This window comes from Pusillibacter faecalis, assembly GCF_018408705.1.
Lineage (GTDB): Bacteria > Bacillota > Clostridia > Oscillospirales > Oscillospiraceae > Oscillibacter > Oscillibacter faecalis.
On the sequence record NZ_AP023420.1, the window covers coordinates 2565571 to 2577958 of the forward strand.

14 protein-coding genes and 1 pseudogene are annotated in these 12388 nt (G+C 53.7%); all 15 read right to left on the reverse strand.

Annotation, left to right across the window (positions count from 1 at the left end):
* Positions 1–103 precede the first annotated feature (103 nt).
* On the reverse strand, positions 104–2533 hold the full coding sequence (locus KJS55_RS12830; protein ID WP_428846511.1) for a VirB4-like conjugal transfer ATPase, CD1110 family: 2430 nt from the start codon (positions 2531–2533) through the stop codon (positions 104–106).
* Complete coding sequence (locus tag KJS55_RS12835; protein WP_003500106.1) at positions 2451–2837, reverse strand: PrgI family protein; 387 nt, start codon at positions 2835–2837, stop codon at positions 2451–2453. The genes KJS55_RS12830 and KJS55_RS12835 overlap by 83 nt, the downstream gene beginning before the upstream one ends.
* A gap of 44 nt (positions 2838–2881) precedes the next feature.
* Positions 2882–3502: a DUF7007 domain-containing protein gene (locus KJS55_RS12840; RefSeq protein WP_428846512.1), complete on the reverse strand. Its 621-nt coding sequence runs from the start codon at positions 3500–3502 to the stop codon at positions 2882–2884.
* 42 nt (positions 3503–3544) lie between these two features.
* Positions 3545–3967, reverse strand: a complete 423-nt coding sequence (locus tag KJS55_RS12845; protein WP_228300538.1) for a SpoVG family protein — start codon at positions 3965–3967, stop codon at positions 3545–3547.
* A 43-nt stretch (positions 3968–4010) separates the two neighbouring features.
* Entirely contained in the window at positions 4011–4877 is an 867-nt protein-coding gene (locus KJS55_RS12850) for a VirB6/TrbL-like conjugal transfer protein, CD1112 family (protein WP_087216255.1), read from the reverse strand.
* A gap of 41 nt (positions 4878–4918) precedes the next feature.
* A pseudogene (locus KJS55_RS17595) lies at positions 4919–5011 on the reverse strand (Maff2 family mobile element protein); the annotation flags it as partial.
* Between the two features lie 90 nt (positions 5012–5101).
* A complete protein-coding gene (locus KJS55_RS12860) occupies positions 5102–6712 on the reverse strand; it encodes a recombinase family protein (protein ID WP_002569232.1) in 1611 nt (536 codons plus the stop codon).
* Between the two features lie 111 nt (positions 6713–6823).
* Complete coding sequence (locus KJS55_RS12865) at positions 6824–7012, reverse strand: transposon-encoded TnpW family protein (protein WP_002569233.1); 189 nt, start codon at positions 7010–7012, stop codon at positions 6824–6826.
* Positions 7009–7863: an ATP-binding protein gene (locus KJS55_RS12870; protein WP_002569234.1), complete on the reverse strand. Its 855-nt coding sequence runs from the start codon at positions 7861–7863 to the stop codon at positions 7009–7011. The genes KJS55_RS12865 and KJS55_RS12870 overlap by 4 nt, the downstream gene beginning before the upstream one ends.
* Complete coding sequence (locus KJS55_RS12875; protein ID WP_002569235.1) at positions 7860–8609, reverse strand: phage replisome organizer N-terminal domain-containing protein; 750 nt, start codon at positions 8607–8609, stop codon at positions 7860–7862. The genes KJS55_RS12870 and KJS55_RS12875 overlap by 4 nt, the downstream gene beginning before the upstream one ends.
* Positions 8599–8811 (reverse strand): hypothetical protein, encoded by a 213-nt coding sequence (locus KJS55_RS12880; RefSeq protein ID WP_002569236.1) that lies wholly within the window; start codon positions 8809–8811, stop codon positions 8599–8601. Before KJS55_RS12880 ends, KJS55_RS12875 begins: the two co-directional genes overlap by 11 nt.
* Positions 8812–8996: 185 nt before the next feature.
* Positions 8997–10619: a relaxase/mobilization nuclease domain-containing protein gene (locus KJS55_RS12885; protein WP_002569237.1), complete on the reverse strand. Its 1623-nt coding sequence runs from the start codon at positions 10617–10619 to the stop codon at positions 8997–8999.
* Positions 10591–10989: a plasmid mobilization protein gene (locus tag KJS55_RS12890; protein WP_002569238.1), complete on the reverse strand. Its 399-nt coding sequence runs from the start codon at positions 10987–10989 to the stop codon at positions 10591–10593. Before KJS55_RS12890 ends, KJS55_RS12885 begins: the two co-directional genes overlap by 29 nt.
* A gap of 624 nt (positions 10990–11613) precedes the next feature.
* Entirely contained in the window at positions 11614–11817 is a 204-nt protein-coding gene (locus tag KJS55_RS12895) for a helix-turn-helix domain-containing protein (protein ID WP_003505336.1), read from the reverse strand.
* The gene (locus KJS55_RS12900; RefSeq protein WP_003505338.1) at positions 11807–12253 is read right to left on the reverse strand and encodes an RNA polymerase sigma factor; all 447 of its coding nucleotides are present in this window, start codon (positions 12251–12253) and stop codon (positions 11807–11809) included. The genes KJS55_RS12895 and KJS55_RS12900 overlap by 11 nt, the downstream gene beginning before the upstream one ends.
* Positions 12254–12388 lie beyond the last annotated feature (135 nt).

A 12388-nucleotide genomic window follows, 5' to 3' on the forward strand; every position in this document is an offset into this window, starting at 1 on the left:
TATCCTCCGGCGGCCCCGGCCTTTGAAAATTCCGTTTATCCGGTTTCTTTCCGATGGTGTATCCCTCCTTTCCGAACCTCGGGCCAGCATGGCCCGAAGTGTGTTACGCCCGCTTCATTTCCTGTTTCTTGTCCTCCGGGCGGGTGGTCATAATGGCGTACAGCTCGGTATTCTGCGGGAAGCGGTCAACAAACGGGATGGTGGTGTTCCCGAAGAACAACAGCCCTTCGCCGGAATTGGTGTGGGTCACATAGGAAAGCTGGTGGGGGCTGATACCGAGCTGTTTGGCTAAAATCTGCCTGTCGCCCTGCGCCTGCGAGAGCAGCACAAGAAAGTCCGAGTTTTCAAAGATGTTCTCGATCTCCGGGCTTGCCAGAAAATCCTTCACGTTCTGCGTTAAAGCACTGGGAACGCACCCTTTTTTTCGCAGCATTTTCCAGATCGCCACACAGTAGCTTGCCGTCAGCCGGTCACGGAGCAGCACATGGAACTCGTCGAAGTAGCACCATGTAGCGATACCGCGGAGGAAATTCATGGACACCTGCGAGTTTACCAAGTCCTGCATAATGAGCATGGCAATCGTCCGAAGCCCGGCCCCCAGCTTTTTTAAGTCAAGGCATACCAGACGGCGGTTCAAGTCCACATTGGTTTCATGGTTGAATACGTTAAGGGAACCTGACACATAGATTTCAAGGGCCGTTGCCAGCCGTACCGCCTCGCCCTCCGGCTGGGAACAGAGCAGGTCATACAGGGTTTGGAGAGTCGGCATTTTGCTTGTTTCCGGGTCCTGCAAGTGTTCCCGGTACATCTGGCGCACACAGCGGTCAATGACGGTCCGCTCCACCGGCTGCAAGCCATCCTTGCCGCCAACGATCAGCTCCATCAGTGACAGGATAAAGTCGGCTTTCAGCGCCATCGGGTTTTCCTCGTCAAAGCTCAGGTCAATGTCCATTGGATTGATGTGGTGGGGGCTGTCCGGGGCGATCTCGATGACCTGACCGCCCAGCCGCTTGATAAGGGGCGAGTATTCGCCCATCGGGTCCACCACAATGATCCGGTCACGGGTGGCAAGGAACACGTTCACAAGCTCCCGCTTTGCGGCAAAGGATTTGCCGGAACCCGGCACACCGAGGAACAGGCCGTTGGGGTTTTTGAGCTTCTTCCGGTTTGCCATGATGACGTTATGGGAAAGAGCGTTGAGCCCGTAATAGACGGCCTCGCCGTCCATGCGGAGCTCCTGCGTCATAAAGGGAACGAAAATGGCCGTGGAGCTGGTCGTCATGCCGCGCTTGATCTCAATGCCGTTATGGCCCAACGGCAGGCTGGAAAGAAAACCGTCCTCCTGCTGGAAGTCCAGCCGCTTCAAGGTGCAGTTGTATTTCTGAACGATACCCGACACCGTGAACAGGTCATTGTCCAGCTCCCGGCGGGTCGGGGCCATGTTCACCACAAGGAAGGTCAACAGGAACATTCGCTCGTTCCGGCTCTGCAAATCTTCCAAGAGGGTCTTTGCGTCGTTGCTGTACGTCACAAGGTCGGGCGGGAGTATGTCCATGTCGTACCCGGCCCGGGCTGCCTTCTTTTGTTCCTCCACCTTCATCTTGTCAATGTCGGAGACTTTGGCCTTGATGGATTTCACGGCGGCGGCCTGATCGACGGTTTGGATATGGAGAGTGATGGTCATTTCCGCATCCATTTCCAAAAGCTCCGCCAGCAGCTTGTCCGAGAGCTCTGAGGCCAAAATCTGCAAGTAGGAGGCAGCGCCCCAAGTCGTCCCCACCCGGAACAGACGGCTGAAACGAAAATCGAAACTGTCCGGGGCGATAAAGTCTTTGGTGGAGAGCCCGGTTTTGGGGATCATATCCCATGAAAACCGGAAGGGGGAGCCGCTGCCGGGGTGGAGCTGCCCGTGAAGAAGCTCCAGCCGTTCCAGCCCCGAAAGGGATCGGCACTTGACGCCCAGCTTTTTGAAGTTCCCGCAAATGTCCGCCTCTACACGTTCCAGCCTTGCCCTGGCGGTGGAAAGGTCGTCCACATTCACGCCGAAGGTCAGGAGCTTTGTGCGGACAATGCCGTTGTTGCTTTTGGCGATCTGGTTTTCCAGCATTTCCACATACTCACACCGGACGCTGTTGTAATCATCGTCCTGCATGGGGATGTTCACGCTGTACCGGCTGCCCGGGCGGCTCCGGTGGTTGAGGAAGGAAAGCTGGAACGGAAGGCTGCTGTCAAAGTAGTTCAGACAGGCGCTCCATCCGTCAAAAATGGCTGCCTGATCTTCGGACTGTGCGAGCTGGTAGTTGATGTCCTCGTATTCAATGGTTTTGGTGTAATAGCGGTCCGCTACCCGGCACACCCCGTCCCGGTACATTTCCCGGTAAGGGAGGGTCTGCTGGGCGGTGGTGGGAATGTTCTTTCCCTTTGTGAACAGGCCGAGAAGGCCCTGCTTTTCAGGCTTTCTGCCTGCGGGCTTTCCGGCCCTTCTGTTGTTTCGCAATCGGCTGCGCCTCCTTTCTGGCGCTAAGCAGCGCATAGAAGTTTTCGGTTTTGTAAGGCCGCACACGGGGATAGAGGAACCGGGTGCGGATGATGTTTTTCAGCACTTTTTCCAGCGGCAGACCGTCTCGTTCATACATAGCCAGAAAGAAGAACGGGAGCATGAGGCCGATCATCAGGAACATGGCGGCACTGTTCCCGATACTGCCACGGGAAAACAGGTAAGCCGGGAGGCCCACCGCCGCTGCGCTGGAAAAACAAACAAGCTGGCGCTTCGTTAGGTTGAAGGCCAGCTTTGTCTTGATTTTGGAAAGGTCTTTTGGTACTGGCACATAGGCCATTTTGGTACACCTCCTTTATTGCTTCGGGCCAGCATGGCCCGAGGTTATCTTGCGGCCTCTTTGGCCGGGGCTGTGCTGCGGGCAGCTTCGGCGGCCTCTCGTCCGCTCTGCCTTGCCCGCCAGTATTCGGGGTGATACTGCCGGATGGACTGATTGAGTTTTTCTTCAAACTGTCCTTTGTCCTTAATGCGGTCAGGGATGTTCCACAGTTTTTTGTCCAGCAGTTCCCGGAGCACCACACTTTCCTGTGCGTCCTCCTCATAGCAGATATAGCCCTTATCCTTGAAGCCGCACTTTTTCGCCGCCGGGGAGAGGACGGCGGCTACCTCGTTTGCCACCATCGTTCCGCCGTGGCTGGCGGTAGATACCAGAAACACCCCCGGACAGAGGGTTTCACAGCTTTGCACCTCGCCCCATGGGGAGCTTTTCGGCGCATGGAACATTCCGCCCGTCCGGCTCCGGTCCGCCTGCATGAGTGCTGCCTTTTCTAAGATGGCTTTCAGTTCCGGGGAAAAATAGGCATATTCCCGAAGGACACGGGCGGCGTCCCCGCCGCAGGCGTTCATCAACAGGGTATAGGCGTCGCTGTCCGCTTTGGTACAGCGGCCCAGCAGTTTTCCGTCATAGTAGCAGGCCGCGTCATAGCCCGTCCGTTTGCGTGGCATGGTTCCCGCCTCCTTTCTGCTTCGGGCCAGCATGGCCCGAGATCAACGCTCTGCGCTGCGGCTGGGTTTTTCCTTCGGAGGCCGTTCCGCCTTTGCCTGTTCGGCAGCCGCTTTCCCGGCCTTGAGCTGTTCACTGATGGACGCACGCTCGGCAGAGCCGCGCTCCGCCATCTGTTCCAGCTTTACTTCATAGGCTTGCAGAACAGCGGTGTTGAGCTGTTCCCGGAACTCCTTCGTGACAGGATAGGCCATATCCCGGTAGCCGCCCTTGCCGTCCGGCTGGCTGGGCATCCCAAGAAAGAGGCCCTTGCTGCCCTGTACGATTTTCAGATTTTCCACCACAAAGCAGTCATTGAATTTCACGCTGGCAAAGCCCATGAGGTTTTTCACAGGTTCGATGACCCGCACGCTTACATCCAGTTTCAAAGGGGCGGCTGGTGTTCCGCCCGCAGTTTTTTCCTGCATGGATTTCTCCTTTCCGCTTCGGGTCAACATGGCCCGAAGTCTCTTAATGGCAGCCGAAGATGGATTTTGCAAGACTGCCTGTTTTGAATAAGGTAAAACACAGCAACACCGTATATCCCACGCATCCCCAGATCGCCCCGATGGGGTCGCCGTCGGTGGCGATACTCTGGATCAGCACCGCGTAGATGGCGACACAGACCAAAATGAGCAAGCCTTGAAAGCCCACCGCAAAGAGGGAGCGGAAATAGTTCTGCCCCATGTGTCCGGTTTCCCGGTTGGGGACGGTGGCAAACGGGATGGGTGCCAAACTTGTGAGTAAGTAAATTTCAATCATACGGCCATATACGATAACGAAGATCACGATGTTTAAGGCAATCATGGTAAGCTGAATCAGGAATGACTGGAGCCAGAGGCCAAACAGGGGGCCTAACTCCATTGCCTCCAGCTCGGTCCGCAGACTGTCCATTACATCCGTTGTGATCTCTGTTCCGTTCTGGATAATGCCCGCCGATTGCTGGATGACGTGCTGGCTCACGTCAAAGACGGCCAGCACGATATTGAAGGTATTCGTCAGGATCATTACCGCCACAAAGGTTTTGAACACCCACTTGAAAAACATCCATGTGTCAACATCATGGAGGTTGTTGCGGTCAATGAGCATTTGTATCAGCTCATAGGTCATTACAAAAGTGAGGATGACCCCGGCGATTGGCAGGATGGCGGTTTCAGAGATTTGCCGTATCATGGAAAAGACCCCGGCGTTCCAGTCCGCCGGGGTCGTGCCTACCTGTGTGGCGATCTCGCCAACGCTCTGATTGACGTTATTGAAAAGGCCATCCAGATTTCCCATGATACCATCGACAAGCAAACCTTTGAGCCATTCAACGATTGCGTCGATGATAAAGTCCATACATCAGCTCCTTTTCTGGAAAAAGGGACAACGGGTAAGGGTTAGCTGAACAGGCCGGACAGCAGAGGGATAAGCTGCATACCGATCAGGACGACACCGCCGCCCGCCATGAGCTGCTTAATGCCCTGGCTCTTTACTGATGTGCGATAAAGAAGTAATAGAAGTGTAAAAAATTTTGCCGTTCCTATCCGGCACTTGCGCATTGTGTCGGATAGGTCGGGCGGTTATTCGGGCAAGTCCACCTTGCCAACAAAAGAATAATAAATCTCAATGTCCTGTCTGCGGGTCTTGTTCTCGTCATAGCTGCACTCATGCACAACGATTTTCTCTACAAACTCCCGCAGCAGAGTAGGGGTAAGTTCTTCAAAGCTGGTATGCCGCCGGACAACATTCATAAACTTTTCTGCGTTCACGGTGGCTTCCTGTGCTTTGGAAAGCTCCGCTTGAATAGCAGCGGCTCTTTCTTTCAGCTCCCGTTGCTCTGCTTCATAGTCTGCCGACAGCTCTGTGAAACGCTCGTCTGATATGCGCCCGGTCACGCTGTCCTCATACAGCCGCTTGAAGATAGCGGATAACTCGGCTATGCGTTTCTCGGAGGCTTCCAGTTCCTTTTTCTTGGCGGCGTTCCTGCGTTTGCCCCCGTCCTCGTTCTGCTCAATCAAGAGTTTCATAAACCGGGCTTCATGCTTTGCCGCATAGCTGGTCACTTTCCGCAGATTGGAGAGTACACCAGCGGTCAAGAGGTCGGTGCGGATAAAGTGCGCCGTACAGTCATGGGTGCGTTTCTTGTAGTTGCCGCAGATATAACAGTCCTGCTTGCGCTTGTCCGTCTGGTATCGCTGCTGATACATCACGCTGCCGCAGTCCGCACAGAACAGTATGCCGGAGAACAAACCCACTTCATCATAGCGGTTTGGGCGTTTGCGCTGTTTGCGAAGCTCCTGCACCCGTTCCCATGTTTGGGTGTCTATGATAGGCTCGTGGTGGTTCTCGAAAATCACTTGCTTTTCCGGGGGATTTTCTACACTGTGCTTGACTTTGTAAGAAAGTTTTTCTGTCTTGAAATTTACCAGACAGCCTGTGTATTCCCGGTTTTCAAGGATATGCACTACGGTATTGGTCGCCCACTTGCACTCATAGCCGGGGTGGTAGCGGCGGGTGCTGCCCGTCCTGCGGTATTCAAGCGTTCCCGGCGTGGGGATTTGCTGCTCTGTGAGCATACGGGCTATCTTGGTCGGACCATTCCCGGCAAGACAGAGGTTGTATATCTGCTTGACTACGGGTGCAGCTTCCTCGTCAATAATGAAATTTTCATCCTCGTCCATGAGGTAGCCATACACAGGCTTGCTTGTGATGGGCTTGCCATTCATGCCTTTTGAGCGTTTTACTGCTTTGATTTTCTTGCTCGTATCTCTCACCAGCCATTCGTTAAAGATATTCCGCAGCGGGGCAAAGTCATTGTCGCCCTGTGCGCTGTCCACTCCGTCATTGATAGCGATGAAGCGGACACCTTTCTGTGGGAAAATCATTTCCGTGTACATTCCCACTTGCAGGTAGTTTCGCCCTAACCTCGACATATCCTTTACGATAACTGTCCCGACTTTTCCGGCTTCAATGTCCGCAAGCATGGCTTGAAAACCGGGTCTTTGAAAGTTCGCACCAGAATAACCGTCGTCCGTGTACCAGCGCAGATTGGAAAAGCCGTTCTGCTTTGCATAGGTTTCAAGGATACGCTTCTGATTGGAAATGGAATTGCTTTCGCCTTGCAGCTCGTCCTCATGGGATAGTCTTGGGTAAAGGGCGGTAATTGGTTGTTGGTTGGTCTGTCTTAACATAAAATCCTCCGTTTCCGACAGCCAGCCCCACTATTCCGTACCTTGATTGTACCACATGGGGCGGCTGTCTGTATAGCGGCAAAAGCGTCAAATCTGCTTCTTTATGGTCGGTCAAATCGCCGTTTTTTGTGTAGCAGCTTCCGCTTCCAGCACTTTCATCATCTTGTCGGCTGCGGTGTCGGTTGCGCCCTGCTTGAAGAAGCCGGAAACGGTAAGGACGGAGTTGCCCATGCGGATTTCCGTCACACAGTCCGGGCGGCGGTCTGTTTTGGTGGTGCTTGTCTGTTTCGTTTCTGTCATAGGCTCTCCTTTCGCTGCTTCATCAGTTGCTTTAAGCGTTCCAGCTTTTCCTGTGCGGTTTCCTTTCGGAAGTTGCTGCCCGTGAAGCGGACGGGGGCGCACATGGAAGTCAGCCTGTCATAGATACGGGCGTGGGGCGTGTCCTGCGGGTGCTGCAATTCCTCCAGCGTGAGGTTGGTCGTGGCGATCAGCGGCTTGCCGCTTCGGTAACGGCTGTCAATCACGCTGTAAACCTGTTCCAGCCCGTATTCTGTTCCTCGCTCCATACCGAAATCATCAAGTATCAGCAGAGGGTAGCTGCAAAGGCGGGAAATATATTCGTTCCTGCCCTCAAAGCTGGCGGCAAGGTCACCCAGTATCGTTGCAAAGTTTGTCATGCAGACGGCAACCTCTTTTTCCATAAGGGCGTTGGCGATACAGGCGGCAAGGTAGCTTTTTCCCGTCCCCACGCCGCCCCAAAACAGGTAGCCGATATTTTCAGCCTGCATGGTTTCCCAGCTCTCCACATAAAAGCGGGCGGTTTCGGTCTGCGGGTTTCTGCCGTTGTCATGCTCAAATGTCCAGTTCCGCATAGCAGGGTCGGTAAAGCCCCGGCGTTTCAAGTCCTCCACTTTTTCAAGGTGCTTCTGTCGGCTTTCGGCGGCTTGCTGCTTTTCACGGGCTGCCCGCTGGCAGTCGCACTCTGCCGGGTGGCGGTCACGCCCGAAACAAGTCTTTCCCTCTGCAAAATAGGCTTCTTTGGGCGTATGGCACTTACCGCAGTATAAAAGCCCGTCCTCGCCTGTGTAGTCCTCCGCTTCGGCGGTAGTGGCTGTAATGTCCGTAATCATAGCTTCAATTCCGTTTTTCATAAGCTCTCGCCCTCCTTGCATGAATAATCGGGTATGCCCTGTTTCGGGGCAGCCTTGCCTTTGGCAGCGTCCTCCTGCGCCCACTTGTAAATGGTGGCTGCATGGCTGTGGTACTGTTTCCCGGTGGAAGCGATATGGCAGGAAAGCCGGTCAATATAATACTCCCACTTGTCGGGCAACTCTGTTTTTAGCCCGGAAAGCTCTGTATCGGTCAGTATCACATTGTTGTATCTGCCATAAGCGGCGGGGGCGGGGTGTCCCGTTTCTCCCTCTCTCTCTTTTTCTATCTCTATCTCTTTCTCTAACTCTATCTCTATCTCTGGTGGACGAATGTCGGACAAATGTCCGCCTTTTGTCCGGGGCGGTAAAAGTGCCTTGTTTTCCAGTCTTGCAGCCCGTTTCCGCTCGGCTTCGGTAGAGGACTGTCCTATCATCAGCTCAATGTCGGTCATATAGAAAGCCCCGCTGTCAAGCTGCTCCACAAGCCCCAACTGCCGGAAAATCTCTAAAGCCCTCTCAACCGTCCCTATCTGGTGGCGGGTCAGTGTCGCTATCATCTGCGCTGTGTAGGGGATATGCTCGTCAAGCTGCAATTTCCCGCCGTTTTTCAGCGATTTTAAGTACAGCTTCAAGAGGATATTGGAGTATAAAATCCCGTCTTTCATATCTTCCAGCAGCACAATGGAGTCGCTGTCAAAAAAGTTCTCTTTCAGCTTGAGGTAGTAATACTTGCGGTTATCTGCCATTGTCCCTGTCCTCCTTTTTCCGGCGTTTGGAGTAGTAGTGGGGGCAGAGTATGATAACCGCCCGGAAGCTCTGCTTGCAGCTATGGGTACAGCCCCGGCAGAGGTCATTGTATGTGATACGATCGCAGGTGGAATTCCCGACTTTCACTTGCCGCAGGAAAAAAGACCATTCCAGCCGCCGTTTCTTGCTCATTCTTGGCATGGGTGCGCTCCTTTCTGCCGTTTCCGCTGGTGTGGCGGTATCGGCGGTAATTCTGTATCATCTCGGTATCATTTTCGGGTTTTTTCTGCCCTATAAGCCCGTTAAAAAATCCTTTGGTATTTGCGGATAGGGTACGGGGCAGCCCCCTTGTTCTGTATAGGTTCGGGTACATTTTGGGGCGGTTTTTATCGTTCCTGTTCCTGCCTTTTCACAGGCTTGCGCTCCCGGTGTAAAATCTGGTCGATATTGCCCTTGACAGTCTGTAAGCGGCGGTATTCCTCCCGTTTTGCCCGGTAATCGTTGTAGCCGCTGTTTTTCTCTTGGATAAGGGTTTCAATCTCTGCTTGCAGGGCTTTATAGCTCGGCAGCTTGGAAATGCCGTTTTCCCTGAAATAGCGGGCGGCTGCGTCTGCTATGATAAAGTCGCTTTCGTACTTCTGACGGTAGGCTGCTTTTGCTTTGGCGTTTTTCTGCTGTTTCAGCCCGTCCCGGACAGGGCGGGTCTTGGAATAGGCAAGCACCTGCCGTTGCAGCTCCTTTTTCCCGTTCAGCGTCTTTTCCATCTGCTTCAGCTCTGTAAGGCTTTCCCGCATGGCGGTATAGGCGGCAGAACAGGCTTCGTCCAGTTCCTCCGGGGAAGAAAAGCCGTACTGCTGATAGGCGGTAACGGTAGCTGCCATTTGCTTTAGGTTGTGCTTTGCCGCCCAGCGGTCATAGCCCACGCCCTTGCCCTCGGCTCGCTTGGCTTCCCGGTCAACCATGCGCTGCAAGGTGTTGTCTGCCGGGGTGGTTTTTGTGGTTTTTTCCCCTTGTGACAGCTTTTTAACCGCGGCAGGGTATTCGAGTATGGCTTTGCTCTGTTCGGCGGCTCTGTGGGCGTTCTGCGTAAGCAGGACAAGGACAGCAGCCTTGTCAAAATCGTCCCCCAGCTTCCGGGCTGTGATAGGCTTTGTCCTGTCCGGCGTGAGGTAGGAAAGCCGCCCCCGGCTCTCCTTGACGGTCACACCCTCCCGCAGCAAAAGGGAAGAAAATTCGTCAAAGCTGCCAGCTTGGGAAAGTGCCTGCCGTATCGTCCGGCGCAGCTTCGCCTTGTCCGTTTCAAACTTGGTGGGCTTGGTCGGCTGTCCTGCGGCTTCTCTGACAGCGTTCTCTTTATCAAGGGCAAGCTGTCCTTTCTTTGCCGCCCAGTATTCCCGTTCGGTTATCCGTTCCTTGCTGCCGCTTAGGAGGTCGATTTGGTAAAGCCCCTCCCGGTGGCACATCTCCATGACTTCACTCTTGAAATATTCCATAGCGGCGTTGGTGCAGCGGTGCTTGCAGCCCTCCCGTGTGTCGGCTGGTCTGTCCATGTAGGGCAGAAGCGGGACTTCATAAATCCGCAGGGAGTTGATGACGATATGCACATGGATATTGCCGCTGTGGTTATGCCCGTCCGGGTGGGTGCAGACTAAGGCTTGGTGTCCGGGGAAATGCTCTTTACAGAACTGCTCGCCCAGCTCCTGCGCCCGGTCTACGGTCAAGCCGTTGTCTGTCCCGTCCCGTGGGTCAAAGCTGATGATATAGTGGTGGCTTTTCACATCTTCCCGTTTTTGGTTTTTCTCATAGCGGAGATTAGCCCGCATACAGGCAACAGCGAAATCCTCGCCCCCACAGTTGAGGGAAGAAATGCGGTAATCCTCCCTCGGTATCAGCCGCCCGTTTTCATCAAGGGTGGGCTTCATGGTAAACTCGTCATGCTCAAATGTGAGATAGGCTTCCGCTGCGCCATAGTCCGCATTTTTAGAGCTGATATGTTTGAATGTTGCCAACAGCGTCACCCACTTTCTGCAAGACTTCAAACTTTAGGGCAGCAAGGTCGGAAACCGCCGCCCGTACCTCCCCGGCAAGCTGCGGGTAGGGGCTGTGCCACTCGTTCAGCGTCCGGGCTATCTGGTTTAAGTTGCCGCCGATCCTGCCGTATTCGGCGGTCAGCTTCCCGACAGCGGCAAGCAACTCGTCATTGACGGGGGAAACGGTTATGATGGGGCGTATGGCTGCCCCGGTTATGGCTTGCCGGATAAACTCGGCTTGGCTCATGTTGTAAGCAGAAAGCCTTTCCGCAAACTCGGCGTATTCTTCCTCGGTCATGCGTGTCTTGACTACCCGGCTGCGGTGCGGCGTGTTATATCGTTTTCGCATGGTAAAACCTCCTTCGGCTGTGCGTGGTGTCCTCTCACTAATAGGAGAAAAACAGGGTGTAAAGCGGAACTGTTTTTGAAAAATCCGAAAAATTATTTTGAGGGATTTTCCAGCGGCGTAAGCCGCATAAGCAGGGTTTGGGGAAGGCACTCCCCAACAAGATTCCCGCAGGGGCAAAATGAGCGATAAGCGAATTTTGGTACTGCGGTAGAATCTTGCTCTGAAAAACTCCGGCGTTCCCCGGCTTCCGTACTTTCCGCTAACAAGACGTTTCAAAAGGGCTTTGCTACCCGCTATTCCGGCATATCTTGAAAATTTTCCTTTCACTACCTACAACACCACGCAAAGCAAAATGGACGGAGATTTTTAGAATTTCCCCTTATTCCCTACAACACCACGCAAGCCGAAAAAGGCGGACAATGGCAGTATTTTTTTCTTTGATACCCTCCACGGATAAGTAAGGGATTTTGCCAACTGCGGCGGCAATTTTCCCTTTTGTTTTTTCATACTGGGGATTTTCAAAAATGCCAAACAGGAACGAAAAAAAGCAGCAAATCTGTTGAATAGATTTACTGCTTTCTGGTTGCCGGCGAAGCGGCGGTTATTCAGTTGTAGGCGGTAGGGCTATCTCCCAAAGCGGAACTTGAAAATAGCTGTGAGAAGCGTCTGGGTGATGTAGTCCTCTGTATCTTGGTCTACCCGTCCATTCACACGGGCGGCACATTGTATGCGGCGGCGGTAATACTGCAATACAGTTCCCACCGCTTCCGGCTCCCCGCTGGTGGCTTGGACGATTGTTTCATAGGGGAGAAGCCTATTATTTCTCATATGCCATTCCCTCCATTTCCGCTTGGAGCTGCCGTAGGACTTTTCGGATATGGTAGCCCGCTGTGCTGCGGCTGCGCCCGTACTGTCTGCCAATTTCGTGCTGTGGAATACGCTTGAAAAAGGACAGGTAAATCATTTCCCGCTCCCGTTCGTCCAGCCGTGACAGGGCTTCCGCAAGTAAGCCGCTGCTGAAAATGACCGTATCGCCGCAAAGGGTAAGTATGTATTCCTCGTCCGGCTCCGGGGCTTGGAAATATTCATCTGTCGTGCCTAAAGGGTAGTGCTTTTCGTCTGTGAGGTATTCAAGGGATATTTCTCTTTTGTGCTTCCTGCTCCGTGTCCTCGCTGCGTTGATCGTTGCATTTCGGATAACGACTTTGCAAAAGGCATGGAAAGTGTACTCGATATGTTCCCGATATTCTTCTGTACAGGTCATGGAAAATCCCCCTTTCCTCCCAAAAGGGCTGTGGCTGGTTAGTAGTTGCTTTTTATGATAGTAAGGGGCGGCAGCACTTTAGGCTGTCGCTCCTTGACTGCCTAACTGCAAAACCGGGCGGGGCTGTCAACGGCG

Bases quoted from the DNA above. Each gene is read 5' to 3' on its own strand.
- KJS55_RS12830 (WP_428846511.1), bottom strand. From the start codon at position 2,533: ATGCGCTGCTTAGCGCCAGAAAGGAGGCGCAGCCGATTGCGAAACAAC.
- KJS55_RS12835 (WP_003500106.1), bottom strand. From the start codon at position 2,837: ATGGCCTATGTGCCAGTACCAAAAGACCTTTCCAAAATCAAGACAAAG.
- KJS55_RS12840 (WP_428846512.1), bottom strand. From the start codon at position 3,502: ATGCCACGCAAACGGACGGGCTATGACGCGGCCTGCTACTATGACGGA.
- KJS55_RS12845 (WP_228300538.1), bottom strand. From the start codon at position 3,967: ATGCAGGAAAAAACTGCGGGCGGAACACCAGCCGCCCCTTTGAAACTG.
- KJS55_RS12850 (WP_087216255.1), bottom strand. From the start codon at position 4,877: ATGGACTTTATCATCGACGCAATCGTTGAATGGCTCAAAGGTTTGCTT.
- KJS55_RS12860 (WP_002569232.1), bottom strand. From the start codon at position 6,712: ATGTTAAGACAGACCAACCAACAACCAATTACCGCCCTTTACCCAAGA.
- KJS55_RS12865 (WP_002569233.1), bottom strand. From the start codon at position 7,012: ATGACAGAAACGAAACAGACAAGCACCACCAAAACAGACCGCCGCCCG.
- KJS55_RS12870 (WP_002569234.1), bottom strand. From the start codon at position 7,863: ATGAAAAACGGAATTGAAGCTATGATTACGGACATTACAGCCACTACC.
- KJS55_RS12875 (WP_002569235.1), bottom strand. From the start codon at position 8,609: ATGGCAGATAACCGCAAGTATTACTACCTCAAGCTGAAAGAGAACTTT.
- KJS55_RS12880 (WP_002569236.1), bottom strand. From the start codon at position 8,811: ATGCCAAGAATGAGCAAGAAACGGCGGCTGGAATGGTCTTTTTTCCTG.
- KJS55_RS12890 (WP_002569238.1), bottom strand. From the start codon at position 10,989: ATGCGAAAACGATATAACACGCCGCACCGCAGCCGGGTAGTCAAGACA.
- KJS55_RS12895 (WP_003505336.1), bottom strand. From the start codon at position 11,817: ATGAGAAATAATAGGCTTCTCCCCTATGAAACAATCGTCCAAGCCACC.
- KJS55_RS12900 (WP_003505338.1), bottom strand. From the start codon at position 12,253: ATGACCTGTACAGAAGAATATCGGGAACATATCGAGTACACTTTCCAT.